The sequence below is a fragment of the Acetivibrio straminisolvens JCM 21531 genome, assembly GCF_000521465.1.
GTDB lineage: Bacteria > Bacillota > Clostridia > Acetivibrionales > Acetivibrionaceae > Hungateiclostridium > Hungateiclostridium straminisolvens.
In genome coordinates this window covers 57,524-76,012 of the sequence record NZ_BAVR01000001.1, presented here as the reverse complement: position 1 = coordinate 76,012, position 18,489 = coordinate 57,524, and the positions used below count along the sequence as shown (strand labels likewise).

The 18,489-nt window shown below is 36.8% G+C and carries 17 protein-coding genes and 2 pseudogenes; 5 read left to right on the top strand and 14 right to left on the bottom strand.

The window, feature by feature from the left end; all coding sequences use genetic code 11:
• Window positions 1-241: 241 nt before the first annotated feature.
• The 8 genes and pseudogenes from JCM21531_RS19650 to JCM21531_RS00260 form a co-directional block, all read right to left on the bottom strand.
• Window positions 242-313, bottom strand: a pseudogene (locus tag JCM21531_RS19650) (hypothetical protein); the annotation flags it as partial.
• Window positions 314-418: 105 nt separating this feature from the next.
• Window positions 419-979, bottom strand: a complete 561-nt coding sequence (locus tag JCM21531_RS00290; RefSeq protein ID WP_243466953.1) for an N-acetylmuramoyl-L-alanine amidase — start codon at window positions 977-979, stop codon at window positions 419-421.
• Between the two features lie 306 nt (window positions 980-1,285).
• Complete coding sequence (locus JCM21531_RS00285) at window positions 1,286-1,972, bottom strand: hypothetical protein (RefSeq protein WP_038286528.1); 687 nt, start codon at window positions 1,970-1,972, stop codon at window positions 1,286-1,288.
• A 221-nt stretch (window positions 1,973-2,193) separates the two neighbouring features.
• On the bottom strand, window positions 2,194-3,210 hold the full coding sequence (gene nadR / locus JCM21531_RS00280; RefSeq protein WP_038286526.1) for a multifunctional transcriptional regulator/nicotinamide-nucleotide adenylyltransferase/ribosylnicotinamide kinase NadR: 1,017 nt from the start codon (window positions 3,208-3,210) through the stop codon (window positions 2,194-2,196).
• Window positions 3,203-3,907, bottom strand: a complete 705-nt coding sequence (gene pnuC / locus JCM21531_RS00275; RefSeq protein ID WP_038286523.1) for a nicotinamide riboside transporter PnuC — start codon at window positions 3,905-3,907, stop codon at window positions 3,203-3,205. Before pnuC ends, nadR begins: the two co-directional genes overlap by 8 nt.
• A gap of 115 nt (window positions 3,908-4,022) precedes the next feature.
• Window positions 4,023-4,271: a hypothetical protein gene (locus tag JCM21531_RS19645; RefSeq protein ID WP_243466952.1), complete on the bottom strand. Its 249-nt coding sequence runs from the start codon at window positions 4,269-4,271 to the stop codon at window positions 4,023-4,025.
• Window positions 4,252-4,818: a hypothetical protein gene (locus tag JCM21531_RS00265; protein ID WP_243466951.1), complete on the bottom strand. Its 567-nt coding sequence runs from the start codon at window positions 4,816-4,818 to the stop codon at window positions 4,252-4,254. The genes JCM21531_RS19645 and JCM21531_RS00265 overlap by 20 nt, the downstream gene beginning before the upstream one ends.
• A 62-nt stretch (window positions 4,819-4,880) precedes the next feature.
• On the bottom strand, window positions 4,881-5,204 hold the full coding sequence (locus JCM21531_RS00260) for an NUDIX domain-containing protein (RefSeq protein WP_054846941.1): 324 nt from the start codon (window positions 5,202-5,204) through the stop codon (window positions 4,881-4,883).
• 466 nt (window positions 5,205-5,670) lie between these two features.
• Between JCM21531_RS00260 and JCM21531_RS00255 the strand changes: the two genes are divergently transcribed.
• From JCM21531_RS00255 to ric, 5 genes and pseudogenes are all read left to right on the top strand, one after another.
• Window positions 5,671-6,345: a Crp/Fnr family transcriptional regulator gene (locus tag JCM21531_RS00255; protein ID WP_243466950.1), complete on the top strand. Its 675-nt coding sequence runs from the start codon at window positions 5,671-5,673 to the stop codon at window positions 6,343-6,345.
• Window positions 6,346-6,608: 263 nt separating this feature from the next.
• Window positions 6,609-7,151 carry an RNA polymerase sigma factor gene (locus JCM21531_RS00245; RefSeq protein ID WP_054846940.1) on the top strand — a complete coding sequence of 181 codons (543 nt, stop codon included), beginning with the start codon at window positions 6,609-6,611 and terminating at the stop codon, window positions 7,149-7,151.
• 8 nt (window positions 7,152-7,159) lie between these two features.
• Window positions 7,160-8,284 carry a DUF5050 domain-containing protein gene (locus JCM21531_RS00240; protein ID WP_038286519.1) on the top strand — a complete coding sequence of 375 codons (1,125 nt, stop codon included), beginning with the start codon at window positions 7,160-7,162 and terminating at the stop codon, window positions 8,282-8,284.
• A gap of 290 nt (window positions 8,285-8,574) precedes the next feature.
• Window positions 8,575-9,803, top strand: a pseudogene (locus JCM21531_RS00235) (FprA family A-type flavoprotein).
• A 21-nt stretch (window positions 9,804-9,824) separates the two neighbouring features.
• On the top strand, window positions 9,825-10,526 hold the full coding sequence (gene ric / locus JCM21531_RS00230) for an iron-sulfur cluster repair di-iron protein (protein WP_038286517.1): 702 nt from the start codon (window positions 9,825-9,827) through the stop codon (window positions 10,524-10,526).
• A gap of 211 nt (window positions 10,527-10,737) precedes the next feature.
• Here the strand turns inward: ric and JCM21531_RS00225 are convergent, their stop codons facing one another.
• From JCM21531_RS00225 to JCM21531_RS00205, 6 genes are all read right to left on the bottom strand, one after another.
• Window positions 10,738-11,454: a hypothetical protein gene (locus tag JCM21531_RS00225; RefSeq protein ID WP_038286516.1), complete on the bottom strand. Its 717-nt coding sequence runs from the start codon at window positions 11,452-11,454 to the stop codon at window positions 10,738-10,740.
• Entirely contained in the window at window positions 11,417-14,035 is a 2,619-nt protein-coding gene (locus JCM21531_RS00220; protein WP_054846939.1) for a non-ribosomal peptide synthetase, read from the bottom strand. The genes JCM21531_RS00225 and JCM21531_RS00220 overlap by 38 nt, the downstream gene beginning before the upstream one ends.
• A complete protein-coding gene (locus JCM21531_RS17500; protein WP_054846938.1) occupies window positions 14,023-14,481 on the bottom strand; it encodes a condensation domain-containing protein in 459 nt (152 codons plus the stop codon). Before JCM21531_RS17500 ends, JCM21531_RS00220 begins: the two co-directional genes overlap by 13 nt.
• A 112-nt stretch (window positions 14,482-14,593) precedes the next feature.
• On the bottom strand, window positions 14,594-15,385 hold the full coding sequence (locus JCM21531_RS00215; protein ID WP_038286515.1) for a hypothetical protein: 792 nt from the start codon (window positions 15,383-15,385) through the stop codon (window positions 14,594-14,596).
• 187 nt (window positions 15,386-15,572) lie between these two features.
• Window positions 15,573-17,255, bottom strand: a complete 1,683-nt coding sequence (locus tag JCM21531_RS00210) for a hypothetical protein (RefSeq protein ID WP_131464339.1) — start codon at window positions 17,253-17,255, stop codon at window positions 15,573-15,575.
• Between the two features lie 15 nt (window positions 17,256-17,270).
• Entirely contained in the window at window positions 17,271-18,476 is a 1,206-nt protein-coding gene (locus JCM21531_RS00205; RefSeq protein WP_038286511.1) for a macrolide family glycosyltransferase, read from the bottom strand.
• Window positions 18,477-18,489 lie beyond the last annotated feature (13 nt).

Sequence of the window (18,489 nt, the reverse complement as noted above, 5' to 3'; positions counted from 1 at the left end):
AAGAGGCATTGTTTTTCACTTTATAGTGAATTGCCCAAGCCTCCAGTTTTCTGGTCAACCCTAATCCTTAGTTATCATATATGTTTTATTGTATTTTATTTTAAATGATAATTATTCCATTGTCAATAGTTTATTTATTATTTCTGATATAGATTTAGTCATGATTTAAAAAAGAAAAGCCCCAATTAGATTACAATGAGGCCAATTAGAATTATTATTTGAAGATTTACTTCTTATAGATTTATTCCTTAAGCTTTTTCAGTATTGACATGGCAAGAGCTGTTCCTTCAGCTCTGCTCAACGGCGCATCGGGCCTAAAGGTTCCGTCTTGATAGCTTTTATAATGCCCTGCTCATACGCATCAACTATCAGTTCTTGTGCCCAGTGGCCTTTTATGTCTTTAAAAGGTAAGCCTTCATTAATTAAAAAGTCTATTATCTCCCGAAACGGGAACAGTTCCCCAGCAGTTGGGTCTTTGGGTTTTGTCTATCTCAGAATGACCTATTATAGTTTCTCGTGACGGCTCAATTTTGTGGCCGTATTTATCTTTTACATATTCTATTATATATTTGTGAAGCATCTTTGTTGCCTTTAGCTGTTCCGGAGTTAATACTCCTTTTGTCTCTGCCCAAACACCTTCATGTTCAATGCTTACCGAATACCAGTTGGGATTTTCGGACTTACCTTTCTTTAGCACCAGTTCAGCTGTGGCATTTTCAATTCCTGACGTCAGCCCATTCGCCCATGCACAATCCTCTATTGCAACAAATTGATATATCTTACCTGCTTTGCTCACCCCAAAATGAGCACTGGAAACTTTGTTGTCCTGGGATGTAAACCAGCTTATCATACTGGACATAGTGCCTTCGGATATATGGTCGACTATTATTTCGGGAATTCGCCCTTGCCGGCTTGACTTGTTGGTGTTGGAGTTTCCCACAAATTCAATGTTTTCTTTTGCCCACTCCTGTAAATCCATTTTCATCGCCCCCCTGTCGAATGCTGTGTTGTTATGTCATCCAAAATTATGTATCTTATTTAAAATATGCAGAAAATAAGCTTAGGGTGTAAATAAACCGGAATAATCAATTCCGGTACAATTTGAAGTCGTCCATTATGCCGGACCGTCTTGTTTCAGTAAAAATTATCCGGTGCTTTTCCAATATATCCGTGTCATATACTTTGAATATAAAAAGAAGGGAGGATCATTAAATGCATGATAAACCAAACGGCGAAACACGGTCCGGAACACCGATTAATCCGCCGCCATCTCCACCACCCAAACCTAAGGATTAGCATTTTCTCTTTCAATTTTCTCTTTCAACCATTCTTTATATTTGGTGGTATCGTAATCCTTGATTACGATATTTTTTTCAAAATTTATAAAAATTCGATTTACATCTTGGAATAACGGCCGTATCTCTTCTTCAGGATAATAATTCAAGTTTTTTATCGGATGCAGTATTAGCTCCTTTTGCTCATCATTCAAAGAAAATTGAGTATGAAAGCCAAAATAAGATTTACCGTCTTTAATCACTTCAAGATACATAGAGTCTCTGCTGAAAAAGAATGATTCCCAGCACGTATCTTCGCTGGTCAAAATATTTTTTCTGAATATTTTTTTCTGTACAAATGCCCTTATGGGATTTTGATATTTTCTAATAAACCAAGCTACAACAATACCAAAAATAATTGAAGTAGCAACCGACATTGCCATGAATACCGCTAAAAAACGGATAGAACTTAAAGAATCAAATATTTCGGTTATGTTGTCAAATCCCCAAAGCCAATCCGCCACAAACCCCACAAAAATCACAATCGGCAAGCTATATAATATACCGTTTATAGTAGTCATAAAATCGCTATGCTTTTTTTCTTTATTGACACTCCCGCAAAAGCGGACTATTTTTTCGGTTAAAACCCCCGGCAATATCATTAACAGAATCGCAAAAAACTCATTTATTTTTATCATGTTCCCACCTGCGGATAAATTAGTTATATTTTATTATAGTGCGTATATAGTAGGTGGGAGACTATAATTTTGATTATAAAATATGATCTCTATACAGCTTAATTCTAACAGCTCTATCTTCGTTGTCCTCCTTCTTCTTTTCCCAAATAGAATTGTAATCTTTCTATGACATCGCAATTATTTTGATAATGATTGAGCCTGTAAAGGCTCATAATGTTATTCTATCTATTAATACCAAGCATCTTATCAACCTCCGATGTCACGCGGAGGAAGCGCTCATGATAATTTCCGCCGACACATATATACTTAATGCCCCGCTCATCAAATAATTTCTTTATCTGATTTCCGTACTTTTCCCGGTTGGCAGCTATTATTTCACTTCTATCGCCATCCTGTACAAACTCCACATCAGGCTCCAAATAAAACACCAAATCATAATGGTTTAAATCTGAAATTGCGTCAGCCAACGCCTTATTCCTATCCTTATCATTTTGCGGATCATCCAGAAAATCAATATAGAACCGGGTAATCAAACAATCCGTGTCAATGAACAAAACTTTGTTGCTGTGTTTAATTGCCTCCAATTCTTTCATCTTATGTGTCAGCAAAATATCGGTAAAATCACTGGGTATCATAAGAATATCTGTTCCGGAACGCATAGAAATTTCTCTTCCGACTTCTTCCACATAATTTGTATTATAATAATTTGCCAAATTTATCGTAAGCGTTGATTTCCCTGTGCTTTCTCCACCAATTAGCAATACTTTTTTGACAAAGTATTCTCTCACCACATTCGGTATGCTGTCCCAATTGGCGTAAGGATTCTTTCGTACCTCTGTAGAGCTGATTCCATCCCGTTTTATGATATAAAGCTCACTTTCCGGATAGCACTGCTTCCAAAAACTATTTTCATCATAGTCACTTCCGCAAAAAACCACATCAATCGGTTTTCCTACCATGTCTTTTACCTTTTGTGCATCTTTTCGCCAATACTCTTTTGAATAAGCACTTTTATCAACTGCATCATCCTCAAGAAAGTGTATTTTTACATTGCCAATATGCTTGGTCACTTGATAAATCCAGCGATATCGTATTCTTGGCGGTATCTCATCCCGATTTACGCCGCAACTGATAATAATGTGTAGTTCCTTACACTGATTTGCCGCTTCAATTATACATCTGATATGTCCCAAGTGCAGAGGATTAAAAGACCCCCCATATATACCAACGTTATACATTTGCCTCATTCCTCCTGCTTTCACTGTACCATTTGACAAACATGAAAATGGCATTTAACAAGTAAATACTCCACATAATTAATGTTGCAATGCTCTCTCCTCCGTTTACAAAAGCCATTGCCCACATATACACCGAAACCACGTCAATAATAATCCAAAGAATCCACTGCTCCATATATCTTTTTACGCAAAGAATCTGTGCGACAACAGAAAGCACTGTGGTTAAAGCATCGACAAAGGGAAGACTTCCTCCGATTCTCTTTAAAATCAGACCGTATAAGAAAATTCCTATGGCAGAGCCTAAAAATACAACAATACTCTCAAAGCCCTTCATCCTTTTCTTTTCTACTTCCTTTGTCTCTGCGCTTATATGCTTATTCCACATCACCCACCCAACCACATTCATGGGGGCATAATATAGAAGATTTAGCATTACCTCGCCGTAATACTTTGCACCATAAGCAACATATGCATACAGTATAGTATTAACCATTCCAAACACATAAGACGAAATTTTGCCCTTTCCGGTCAATACAACACATATCACCCCGGTTATAGCCATGATAATCCCAATCAGGCTTTCGTTCAAATATATGGAAAGCGCCAAAATTGTTATGCTAGCTACGGTAATCCATAAAATTTCCCACGGTTTCCAGCCTGACAGTTCATCCCTTATAAAAGCTGCTATTTTATCCATGATCCGCCTTACTCTCCTATTTTAATCAATATTATAATGATCCGTAAGCATACTCTTTACTGAAATAGACTTGTTCTCTTAAGCAAAATAAGTCATGTAAAATTTTACCTCAAAATTACTCAACTTTATAAATTTTAATAGAATTCAATATCTTATCACTTTTATAATCATACGCTGGAATATCCCCATTAGTCAACACAATGAATATTTCTGCCTCTGAATTTTCATCAAACTTATTTTTACGTACCACAAAGTAAAATTTATAATTGTTAAAATTTTTCTCAGTCATTTCACCGTCTTCAAAATAAGAACTATTAGCAATCCATTCTCTAATATACTTTGCATCAAAAAAAATTGTCTCCATACCTCTCTTCCAGATAGGGACCATAGCTTAATTCTTTTCCGTCTTTCTTGATAATTATACTTTTTGTCAAATCCTTCGGTTCAAAACAAGTAATTTTTATCGATGTGGCTTCCGGAGGAGTAATTTCCTTCCCAATTAAAGTAATATCTTCAACTTCTATTTGACAAGCTAATACGGCTTTACTTAAGTCATCAAAATATCTTATCGCATAGAAAACTCGGGGTCTGCAAACAGTAATAGTAGCCACAAGATAAAGTTCTCCTAAAAAAACTGATGTGAAAACTAGAAAGATAATCGATACTATATATTTCACCAAACCTTTGAGTGTATTATTTTTGAAGCAGAATATAGTCCTCATGCAAAATAACACAACAATACATATTGAAACAACATGAGAGATAATTACGATTGCAAGATTAATAATATCAGCGATACCTGTCCAACCAAGCGAATATACAGAGTATAAAACCAATATCCCTTCAAATATTATCACAGCAATTACAAATAGGCATAAAATTATGCAAACTCCTAATTTTCGTTCTTTCAAACCAACCCCTTTTCACTCCTCTCTATTCTTAACTATTTAATCAACTTTCGAACCAAAGCAACTTACACCCTACATATTAACCATCTTAGAAAGTTGTTTACTTTGATATCCATTTGATATATCAACGTTAGAAATCCCCTCTCCTTCCGTTGATCATACTGGTACATGTCATATAAAATATTTCCGGGAACCGCAGTACAGTTTGTTTCTTCCTTTACTTCACGTACCACTGCCTTACACAGTTCCTCATTCATCTCCACAGTCCCTCCGGGAATATCCCAACGTTCTGCGTTGAAATTGGGTTTGCCCCTTTTTATTCTGCTTCTCTTAATCAACAATACTTTACCCTCTTTAACAATTAATCCATGCACTATCAAATTAACCATGATTGCACCCCTTGGCATGCAAATTATTATTTAGTCCCTATCGGAACAATCTCTGCCACAGTATTGGAGTTCATTCGATTTGCTTTTTGTCCTGTTGAAAGAGATTTGATAAGCATAACAAAATTTCATCATACTTTCCGACAAAATTTAATAAAGCAGTAAACAATTCTTATTGTTGGAAACTATAATTCCGGCAAAACGGATGCAGATAATTGTATTCAGAAAAGATATTAAGCAATACCCCGAATTGCAGACACCGGCAAGTTGGGGTAAAATAAATCTGTAGGTAAAATGAAAATGCATTTTTATCGCCATAAATGTAAAACGCTCTGCAATAATTAATACTCTGCTCGCAAAATTCAAGCTTTATAACGAATTACAGGCTGCTACATTGTAAACAATCAATATATAACTCCGTATTTGACTAAAAAGGAGAGTAATCAAATGAATAACCATAGTTGCAACTGTGAAAGATGTCAGCATAAAATTGCGCAAAAGAGTCCCGATATTTTCCACCTTGAACGCAGAGGAAATTAACAGGGTTGTAAACCTGATAATAAGAAAGCAATATTCCCGGGGAGAGATGATTATTCTTGAAGGCTCACCCCTAAACAGCCTAATTATAATTAACAGCGGAAAAGTGAAAGCTTTTAGGGATACCTTTGAAGGAAAAGAGCAGATTCTATATATCTTTTCTCAAGGGGACTTTTTCGGTGAAAAGAACCTTCTTATAAACCAAAACGCTCAATACAGTGTTGAAGCATTGGAGGAAACCCATGCCTGTACAATTAAAAAAGATGATTTCAAAAAACTCCTCCGAGAATACTCTGAAATCGGTTTGAAAATCATTGAGGAGCTATGCAACAGGTTGGAACGGCTGGAAAACGCAGTGGAGAGCATGGGGACAAAAAATGCAGAAGAGAGGGTAAACGCAGTTCTCATAGAATTTGCAAAAAAATACGGTAAAGAAAGTCAAAACGGAATCATTGTCGAACTGCCGTTAAGCCGTGAAGGAATTGCAAATTATATCGGTGTTGCGCGGGAGACCGTCAGTCGGAAAATGAATCTTTTGCAGGAAGAAGGAATTATCGAAATGGTCGGAAACAAGAAAGTTATTATTCGAAATATTGATGCTCTATAGCATGAAAGCCAAGCGGAAACGGAATTTTGCGCTTGGTTTTTTATAGAAATATGCATCATCTTTTTTTAGAAGGATTCTTCCCGAGCTTAGTGAACTTTCAACAAAGATATTAAAATAATGGTTCAAACGCTTTTTCACAGCCTCAAAACAGAATTGGAGGAGCAAATGTTGCATTTAATATTGAAATTTTGCCCAAAAATATGATTTTCTCCAACAAAATGATTGCTTAAATTGTTTATATTTATGAGGGAGGTGAAAAATACTTGAATAATGAAATTGACATATTACTTAGTTCATTAAAAAGCGCCAACGATTCTTCATTTGAGATACTATTTAAAAAAATGCATAAACCGGTCTTTGCTTTTGCTTTCTCAATCCTTGGAGATAAATCATTGGCTGAAGATGTAGTACAAGAAACATTTATCCGAATTAAAACCAAGTCAAATTTATATTTGGAAGGAACCAATGGAGTTGCATGGATATTCCAAATTGCACGCAATTTATCTTTGAATCTGTTAAAGAAAAGAAAATATGAAGTTACTTTTGAAGATAATGAATTATTAGAAGAATTATTTTTTAAAGATTTTGATTTAAGCTTAGAAAAGTTTCTGTTAAAAGAAGCACTTACGAAACTTAACAAAAACGAACGTCAAATTATAATACTTTACGCTGTTTCCGGATTGAAACACAGAGAAATAGCCAAATTACTAAATATTCCACAATCCACCGAAAGGTGGTATTACATCAGAGCCTTAGGAAAGCTAAGAAAAGCATTATCGTCTAAAACAATTTATGAAAAGGGGTGATTTAGCCAATGAAAAAATCAATTACTGAGAAAAAGATACTTTCTATGATATCAACTGCAGTTGACAACCTGGAAGTTGATGTTTGGGATAAAATAGTAAATTCCAAAGCAAGTAACTTGGAAGAAATTAATTTTTCCCCTGCCGAATTACCTAAGCAAACCAGAATGTTTGTTCCGGGAAGAATTGCTTCAATTGTTGCTGCTTTCATATTTATGATTATTGGAATATATGCATTTTTGCGCATAAGTGGAATAATATCCGGTATAAACCTTAATCCGAATATGCATGCCAGTCCCTTTTTGGCTGTTGCCGAATATGACAATAAATTATTTTTTCAGAATTTCAAAGATGAAAGCAAGCTTTATTGTATGGACTTAGATGAAAATAAGATTAAAAAAATAAGCGATGACAGCGTAGCAAATTTTACAATCGACAATGGTGATATTTATTATATTGATATGGCTGACGGGAAAATTGTTATGTTAAAAACTGACGGTACAAATAGAAAGGTTCTGGAAAAAACCAATGCAACGTGGAATATAGCAGTTTTCGAAGATTGGATATATTATAGTTCAAATGACGGAATCTTTCGTATTAAAAATGACGGCTCCAATATGGAGAAGATTTCAAACGTTTACGCTCATACACTTCATGTATATAATGGAAATGTTTACTTTTCATCAAGCAATGAAAATGACGAAGGTCTTTATAAAGCCGAGTTAGATGGGAAAAATACTGTAAAAATATACGATAGAACCGTCTACTACTTTGATATATACAAAAACAATATTTATTTTTATAATACTGACGATAACTGTTTCCTATACAAAATAACAACAGACGGCAATAATATTGAGAAAGTTAGAAGCAATGGCAGGGATATTTGGATTTCAACAGGAGAATTTGATATATTTAATGGTGAAATTTATTTCACACATGAAAGATTATTAGAAAATCAAAACTATTTATATAAAATGTCCCTTGATAACGGCGACTTGGTAAAATTAGTCCAAATAGAAGCAACAACAATAAAAGTCTTCGGCCAACACATATATTTATATCATCCATCCTACAACGGCCGATTATATAGACTAAATGTTTCTGAAAATACTTTGGAAAAAATAATTTTCTAACCCAAAATTCTTCGCAGCTGAAAAATAGCGTCTGAACCTTGAAAAATCAATTATAATGATACCAGAAATCAAGACAGAAAAAACCGTCAAAATAAAAGAGAGAGCACCGGATAATCATTCGAAATATTGCTGCTCTATGGAATGAAAGCCAAGCGAAAACAAAATTTAACGCTTGGTTTTTTATTTGTCCAAAATTATGACACAGGTCACAGTTTTAAAATTCAAAACGTTGTATGATTTAATCATAGCGAAGGAAACGAAAATATTAAATAATCAAGGAGGTCTTAATTATGGATACAATTAAACTTGCGAATAATATATTTTGGGTAGGAAAAGTGGATGACCGTAAAGTGCCGTTCCATCGTCTGATTCTGGAGAGGGGAACAACATACAACAGTTATCTTTTAACAACAGAAAAGCCGACTGTAATTGATACGGTGGATATCGAATTTGGAAAGGAATATGTTGACAACCTCAGTAAAATTATTGACCCGGAAAGTATCGAATACATCGTAATCAACCATGTGGAACCGGATCATGCAGGGGCATTGCCCGCTTTGGCTGCCAAAGCAAAAAAGGCAAAAATCGTGACCACTAGATTGGCCGCAGAACTGCTAAAGGATATGTTTAAGCTGCATCATAGAGAATTTGTCATTATTAAAGACAAAGATACATTGGATATAGGCGGGAAAACACTGCGATTTTTTGAAACCCCTTACCTGCACACTGAGGAAACAATGATTACCTACGTGGAAGAGAATAAAATCCTTTTCCCTTGCGATATCTTCAGCACCCATATAGCAAACTACGAGCTGTTTAACGATTTGGCAAAAGGTGAATATATTGAAGACTTTAAAGTCTACTACAAACTCATCATGGCACCTCACAGACCTTATGTAAGGGATATGCTGGAAAAGATTAAAAAACTCGATATAGAGGTAATTGCTCCTTCCCACGGATATATTCTGCGTGATAATGCTGCAAAGTTTATTCAAATGTATGATGAAATGAGCACAATTCCGGAACAGCAACATCCTAAGAAAGTTACAATTGTATATTCCACTATGACAGGGAATACTTCAAAAATAGCTCAAAAGCTTGCCCAAGGACTTGAAAAAACAGGAGTGGAAACATCCGTATTCAACCTTAAAAATGCCGATTTGGATGAAGTTAAGAAACGAATTTTGGAAAGTGACGGTATTTTGGTGGGAAGTTCCACAAAGTACGCGGATATGGTTGGAAATGTTGAAGAACTCCTTAAATCGTTGGAAGGAGAAGAAGTCAAGAGTAAATTTGCAGCGGCTTTCGGCTCCTACGGTTGGAGCGGAGAAGCATCATGCACATTGAAAACTATCTTGATAAAATTGGCTTTAACGTGATTAATCAAAAATATCTCATCGGCAGTACAGGTGTTGATATCCCGTTATTCCCTCTGCGCATTAAGTTTGCCCGTGAGGAAGGCCTTGAAGCTGCCGAGGAAGCTGGCAGAGTTTTTGGAGAGCAAGTATTAACCCATTGATAGAGAGAAAGGAGAATATTTATGAACACATTTAACAGGTCACAGAGCATTGGCGAAATTGTTTCTATTATGCCAAAAGCAAGCGAGGTTTTCAAAGAATTTAATATTGATTTTTGCTGCGGAGGACATAGATCCCTTTCTGAAGTGATAAAGGCTGAGAATATAGATGAACAGCAATTATTAAGAAGATTGGAGGCTGCTTATGAAGAGTCCAAAAACATCTCAAATCAAACTAATTTTATGGAAATGCCATCAACTAAGTTGATTGATTATATAGTAAGCACGCACCATGTTCTCTTGAGAAGGATTCTTCCCGAACTTAGTGAACTTACAACAAAAATATTGAGAGTTCACGGTTCAAACCATCCCAATCTTTTTAGGGTTCACAAGCTGTTTCACAGTCTTAAGACAGAATTGGAGCAGCATTTGATTAAGGAAGAAGAAATTCTTTTTCCGGTCATCAAGGAATTTGACTCTAAACCTTCAAACGAGCTCTTAAACAGGATTTCTGCCGTCATGAAGGAAACAGAAGATGAACACGATGCGGCAGGCGATATTCTAAAGGAGCTAAGAAAAACAACAAATGATTACAGTGTGCCTAATGATGGCTGCAATACCTATTGCAGAGCATTTGACAAGCTTCAGGAGCTTGAAGCAGACTTGTTTCAGCATATACACCTTGAGAACAACATCCTGTTTAGGCGGTTTAACACGATACAATAGCCACCCATCACAAGTTATTAGAGGATAGGCAAAACATCCATCTAAAATTCATACAAAAGACATCGAATCCCTTTGACCTCTTTCATTTCACTCCAAGAAGACAAAGCAATAGGCTTTCTATGAGTTTATTTCACCATAGAAAGCCTATTATTGCTGCCTAATTTGCAAACGTTGTTTCACACTCTTCACAAATACATATTAATACTAAGACTTACGAATTCATGGCTGAAAGAAAACTTGCAATCTGCTTTAACACCCCATGCTCTTCACTTTTTATCAATCGAATCTCGTCGATAAAATTCTCCATTATAGGCTTTATATACTCATACGGCAATTTTTGCATCGGACTAACATGCTCGGGATTTTCAGCAACACAATCCATTTCAAAGGCTTTAAGCCTGATTGCATTTGCCCTGGCCAGTATCTTGGAGTATTCATCAATAAGCCCTTTTAATTCTTCAGTTCCGCCATATGTTTCAAATATATATTGAAGCCTGTCTAGTATCCCCTTTTTATGCTCGTAAAGCAGGTGGAAGCAATTATAATAGACGGTAAAGTTTCCATTTAACACATTTTGAATATGATGTATTAAAGCATCATGATAATCAATGCCGAACCTGACAGGGTCGCATTTCTTTAGCTCTTCAGAAGACGCAAAATCATATACAATTTCACTGTCCGCGTCTGAAGAAATTAAATATTTTTCCAACTGCTCTCCAAAATACTTGGGCTCAAAATGATACTCATCTCTTATATCCTTTGGTCTTAGCGTCTGCACAGCCCTTTCATCAACCCATGTAATAAATTCACTGCAATTTACTTTTCCCTTTTCATAGGCTTTAGCAAAATCATTATAATCAAATTCTATATGCGTAAATAATCGTTCACTGTCAAAGCCTATTGCCATTATCTTTTCTACTGTTATCATATCCGTAAATTAGCTGCTGGTGCACAAAGTGTTCCTTCAAATACCTGCTTTTCTGAGGCAAATAGTACTCATCCACGTTGATTATAATGTAATGTCCCGAGTCTATTTTATCAATTATGAACTTTATAATATCCTCAACATCCTCCAAATCTTTATACCCATAGCAGACCTCATCGTATATATCCGAATAGAAGTTCATCCTTTCGAGATATTCGAGTCTTATTGTACCGTAGGTATGGGTGGTTGAAAAAACTTGTATGAAGTGCCTGTAAAACCAAGAATAATTTCTTTCATCGCTTAAGATGGCGCATAAAGGCAATGACCTGTGAAGGTATGTTGTAACATCGTTTTGCAGCTTTATCGGGAGTATCCTCCGGTTTTCATTTTCAAATTCCTTTCCGGAGTTGGCTTTTAAGAGTTTGCCCAATTCAGTTTCCCCTGTTTCGCTGTTAGAAATCGACTTTTCCTTCGTTCCGTTTCTTTTAACGTTTTCAGCAATTTTAGATATTGTCCCAAACCTGAATATATCGCTTACCTTTATGTTTATGCCCGATTTTTCAGCTTCTGCTGCTATTTTTATAGCCTTTATCGAGTCTCCTCCCAATTCAAGAAATCTTTTTGTTGTACTTACTTTGTCAATTCCAAGAACCCGCTGCCATACTTCTGCCAGTTTCTCTTCAATGTCATTTTCCGGAGCGGAATAATCGGTATCTTCATTTGCACACCTTGCAGGTTCCGGCAAAGCTTTTCTGTTTACCTTACCGTTTGATGTAAGAGGAAGCTTATCCATTTGTACAAAAAATGAGGGTATCATGTAGTCAGGCAAGGTTCGGGAAAGATGTTCCATCAGTTGCTTTGGTGCGACTTTTTTGTCGCTTGTAAAATATGCACACAAGTATTTGGCACCGTCTTCTGCCACCCTGTCGATTACCACTGTTTCCTTTACTTCCTCATATGTCATAAGCTGTTTCTCAATCTCTTCCAATTCAATTCGAAAACCTCTTATTTTAACCTGATAATCAATTCTTCCCAAAAACTCTATATTCCCGTCAGGCAACCATCTTGCAAGATCTCCGGTTTTGTACATGACATTGGGAGAAAAATGAGGGTTGAAATCCGATAATTCTTTCTCGAAGGGATTCGGTACAAACTTCTCTCTTGTAAGCTTTGGATTGTTCAAATACCCCAATGCCAATCCCTGCCCTGAAATACACAGTTCTCCGGGAACTCCTACGGGCTGTAAACAGTTATTTTTCCCCACAATATACACCTGGGTATTTGAAATTGGCCTGCCTATAGGAATTGTCACAGCATCCGAAGAGATTTCATCCACAGGATAATATGTTGCATAAACTGTACTCTCGGTTGGGCCGTAAACATGGATTATCCTGCCTGGGCCCATATACTCCAAAGCTTTTCTCACATGGGGAACCGATACTCTTTCTCCTCCAAACAGCACTTTCCTTATATGATCAAAGCAGCCTATATTTATGTCTACTAAAGTGTTAAACAATGCGGTGGTTAGAAAGAATACCGTTATTTTCTGATTTTTTATAAGTCTTGAAAGCGAAGGCATGTCAAGAATGGTTCCCTTATCTACAAGAACAAGCTTTGCTCCGTTCAGCAACGCCCCATAAATATCAAATACCGAGCCGTCAAAAGCATAATTTGAAAGTTGAAGCAAGGTGTCATTGCTGTTAATATCAATATAATTGGTATTTTTTACGACTCTACTGATATTGTAATGGGTAATAAGATTGCCTTTCGGTTTTCCCGTTGAACCGGATGTGTACATTATGTAGGCAAGGTCCGTACTCTTATTGTTTTTCGGCAGATTCAAGCAATCACCTTTGTATATAAGGTCATCTTTAATATTGACAACCTTTATACCCAAGCCCTTCCAAACATTAAAAAGTCCCTCTTCTGTGAGAAGAAATAAAGCTTTACTGTCTTCAAGCATATATCGTATCCTGTCCGCCGGGTGTTCTGGGTCTATCGGCAAATATGCCGCTCCTGATTTCAAAATGCCCAGTATTCCTATAATCATTTCCATGGAACGTTCCATCATTATGCCTATTACTGGATTTGGCGAAGTTTCGCCCATTTCTTCTCTCAACAGCCGGGCAAGCTGGTTGGACTTTGTATTAAGCCCCCTGTAGGTCATGGTTTCGTCTCCAAATACCAAGGCAATATTTTCAGGAACTTTTTCAGCCTGTTCTTCAAACAACTCACATATTGTTTTATCCCACGGATACTGTGTGGTGGTTTTATTAAATTCCGTAAGTATAAGTTCTCTCTCATCCTCAGTGATAAGCTCAATATCGGCAATTTTCATATTCTTGTCTTTCAGAACCTGACTCAATACATGGGAGTACTTCTTGGAAAATCTCTCTATTGTATCCTCACTGTAAACTTTTGAGTTGTAGACAATATTCCCCGAAATCTCAGCACCCTCTTTTTTGAAGGAAATAAAAACTGCCTGTATATTCTCTTCCTCAATACGGAGTTCTTTCCCATGAATGCTCTCATATGCCAAAACCGTACCGGCAAAGGAATTCTTGTTATCTTTTATGCCCAACATATAACTACGTCGGAAATAGGATAGCATTGATTCTCGTATGCCTCATTCACTGTGTTGGCAACCCTGCCCAACAGTTGGTCAAAGGTTATTTCGTCTTCAATAAAGTCCCTTAAAGGTATAATCCGGTTGGCTTTGCAATTCTCCCCAATCACCGGAGACGCAACAGTTATATCCTCCTGGCCTGTATATTTAAAAAGCAAAACCTTGTATACCGTCAAAAGAAAAGTGTATAAATCGAGCTCGTTGTCGCCATAAACCTCCAATAGTTTATCCAAGCTCTTTTTGTCAAAGTTTATTTTGCACTCTGCCCTTTTGTATTTATCAGTCCTTGCAAAATCAACGGGAAGGCTTGCGCAGCTCATTTCGGAAGACAGTTTTTCAAGCCAGTACTTTTTAGCCTCTTCGGGTCTTTTCTCCAACAGCACAGCATTTTTCTTTTCTATCATCGATTCACACCCCCATCTAAAATTCAAGCCTGCCGCACCTAAAATAAAAAAGATGTAAACGACAGGCTTAAAATATTGGTTTTTCTATGTACTTTCGAAGTTTCTAACTTTGTTACTGCCTGTAAGAATAATAATTCCCGTTGTTATATACGATTGCTTCGCTGTAGAACAAAGAGTTGATGTCAAAAGTGTTTAAAAAGCTTATCAATTCTTCTGCAGCCCTGTCACTGTTATAAACAACAAATAAAGCATGTTTGCCCTTGCTAAAGGGATTTTCACATTTTACCATGGCAAAGTAATCTCCAGTAAATTTGTTATTCTTATAATTTATATGGCTTTTTCCAAATTCAAATCCTATCTCCTTCCATAAAGGCTCAAATTCACTATAGGTCTTGTTTAAATCCACAACATATATGAAGTTTCCCTGACCAAGCAACGTCTTGTCAGCTTCACTTTCATAAACCCCATTGTATACGTAATTCAAGTTCTTCTCCTTGATGGGGTTTTGCAAAACAGCCGGAAGCTTTTTCGCCAAAGCGTTTTTGCTGTCTTTAAACACATCGGGCTTTACAACAGTACACTTGTTAAAGTAAAGCTGCTTAATCCCCATCAGATTTTCATCCACACCGATATAGTTGTATTCCTTTGCAAAGCAATCTTCAGAAAGGGTGACGGTTTCACACTTTGGTTTTCCGTCCTCTTTCACAACAATTATCCTTGAAAATTCATCTAAACAGAGCTCCAATTCCTCTCCGTCGACATACATTCTTACTTCTCTTTCAAGTCCCATGGCTTTCCTGTTTATCAGAATGCTAAAGATTCTTATATTATCGGTTTTAATCTCGACAGTGTTTTCATTCTTGATTTGGGCTTCTATAGAGGCTGTCCTGCTCAGGTCTTCCATATAATCAATTCTAACCCAATATGCTTTATTGTATATTGCTCATAAGTCTTATATCGTATGCTCCTGGGATAGTCGATTCGCTTTTCTTTGATTACTTCTTTCATCAGTTTTTCGGAGCTGAGCAAGTCCTGATACTCGTTATGGGCCAAATTGTAAAAAATCCAGTTCTTGTGATTTTTAAAATGCTTTAAAGTATATAAAATCCTTGCACTGTTGAAGGTAAAGTCATCAACATTGCAGAATGAGTACAACATGGTATTGTCAAGGTTTTTATATATTCGTAATCAGGATTCTTCACATCCAGCCTTGCAGTACCTCCAAAGGAACCCACTGCAGAGAACAGGTCGGGAAATCTCATTGCAAGATTTATGCTCCTGATGGCACCGTTGCATATACCTGTTACAAATATATTTTTTCTGTCTATATCAAACCTGTCTGCCACTTCAGCTATGATTTTTACTACGTTAACTTCGTGGATATAGTCGTTGTTCAAAGTACCCCTGGCGCTGATACACAATGCTATTGCATCGCTAAAGTCCCCCTGATTTACAAATATCGGCGGGTCGTCATAGGTTGAACCTCCATAGCCAAACATCAGGTACACCATCAGCGGATAATCCTTATCCTTGGAATATCCTTTGGGTAAATAAATGCTGTAGGGTATAAAGATACCGTCAATACCCAAATCTTTAAACATCATGACCCTCGAATCAAACACGTCAAATATCTGTTTCTTTTCGTTTCCTTTAGGAAGATGAAGGAATCTTTCAAACTCATAATAGTTTTGCAAAATGAGCTGAAACATTACGTCGTTTATAAATTCAACATAACCTTTAATAAGGTTTGTACCTACGTCCGGTATTGCCCTCAATCCCTTTAGTGTACGTATAACATCTTCGCTCAAATCGTCTCTTTCCTCTGCAAGCCTTACCAAACTTTCAGTCTCTTCCTCAAAGTTTCCGCGGTAAACATAAATTTCGGAATTTTTGCTTTCACAGATTCCTTCAACTTTCAGAAGAAAAGTACCTTTTATATCCTTGTCCAACCTAAAACTTATTTTCTTTGAAGTTGTTGTATTGCAGGACGAAACCACTTCGCCTTTTGAATTGATTACACTTACGCATATTTCTTCCGTATTTCCATCCTTAAAGTACTTTGGCAATACCAAAAGACTTATATCCTGTTCATTATCAAACACCGTTCTGTCGGGAACAATACGATATGTATTGTAAAGGTCCCAAGAAAACTTATCGTCTAAAAAGCCGTTGTTAAACTCTTTGTCCACTACAAGACTGTATGGCTTCAAATCTATTGCAAAAGTATCCAAGCCCATGGGAGGCATTGTATCTTTTGACCAGGACAATCTTTCTACAAGGATTATATTCTGCCCTTCGTTAAAATGATACATAAAGAAGGCTTTCTCTATAACATAGTTGGGATTGCTTGTAAATACCAGATTGCCATTAATCCATATTCTAATAGGAGTTGGCTGCAATGTGTGAAAATGTACTACGATGTCTTGCGGTTTTGTGCAGTACACACTGTTTACAAAATACAAGTACTTGTTTTTATCATTGGAAAACAGCTTGTTGTGGGCATTGTACTTGTAAAAAGCGTACAATTCTCCGGATATATAATACCTCCAATTACTCTCGGGCTTTTCTTTTGAGCTCCCTCCGAATTCATGGGGCAACAGCAGTTCTCCTTCGGGATTAAGGTGGGGTTCAATGCCTCTATCGGTAAAATCATCTGCAAGTTCGCTTTTTACAAGCCATCGGTTTAAAACACAAGCCTTATCTCCCAAAAACTCAACAGGCAATATGGATTTTCCGACCAAATCCCTTAAATAATCAAACAATTCTGTCATCACATCCTACCCCTTTCCCTATTCTTCGCGGCAGCTTTGTACAAACTCCAATATCTCATCGGCACCCCTTTTAATTCCTCCCGCTTCCTTTAGGGAATCTCCAATTTTTTTGCTGCTTACTCTAAAGCTCTCATCCGACATAATCTTGGTTGCAGCTTGCTTGAGGAGTCCTGCATTAAGCTTATCCTTGTCTATAATAATTCCTGCGCCAAGTTCTTCCACCCTTTGGGCAACAATAAACTGGTCTGCATACTGAGGTACCAAAATCATGGGAACTCCGTTGTAAACAGCTTCATTTACACTGTTAGGGCCTCCGTGGGTTATAAAAAGATCCGTCTTTTCCAATACTTCAAGCTGCGGAACATACGGAAGTACGATAAAGTTATCGGGAATAGAACTAAAAACCCCGGTATCTATCCTGTTGCCTATGGATAAAACAACCTTGACATCCATATCCTTAAAGGCTTCAAAGCATGACTCATAAAACTCTACACTGTCATTAAATATAGTTCCTAATGAAATATAAATTGTCTTTTTGCCTTCGATTTTTTCAAAAGGAAAATCTACTTTCTCATTTCTGTCCGCTATAGATGCGCCGATAAATTTGTAGGTGTCATCGATTCCTTTAACATCCGGGTGAAAATACCTGGAAGTATAAACCAAATTGAGCATTCCCTCAGCCATAGGATACCCGGAAATAATATCCGGGAACTTTATTCCATAGGTTCTCTCCAGCTCCGCTATGCTGTCAAAGATATGCCTGAATTCTTCCATATATAGAGGCATCTCCCCAGGATTGGACGGTTCCTCAAAGGCTTTTACAAATGTAGTATGAGAGCAGATAGTAGGAAGACTCAAAGATTTTCCGATTTCACTGCCTATGATAAACATGGAATCATAAATCAGATAATCATATTTCTCCTCGTCATTAAATACCGCATCGAATACCGATTTGCACGTTTTCACTACTCTTTGCAACATTTTAATTGCTTCTCTTACCTCATAAGGCAAATCACTTCTCAAATTGTCCTCATCATCATCTTTGTCGTCCAGATAAAACTTAAAACTTTTAAATTTGGCTCCCGTTTTCTCAATCTTTTCCCTGAACTCCTCCCCTGTCAGATAGGTAACTTCCTCGCCCTTTGCAATCAATTCTTTAACCAACCCAATAGTTGGATTAATATGTCCGTGAGCCGGAAGATTCATAAAAAGTACTTTTGACATCACATATCCCCCT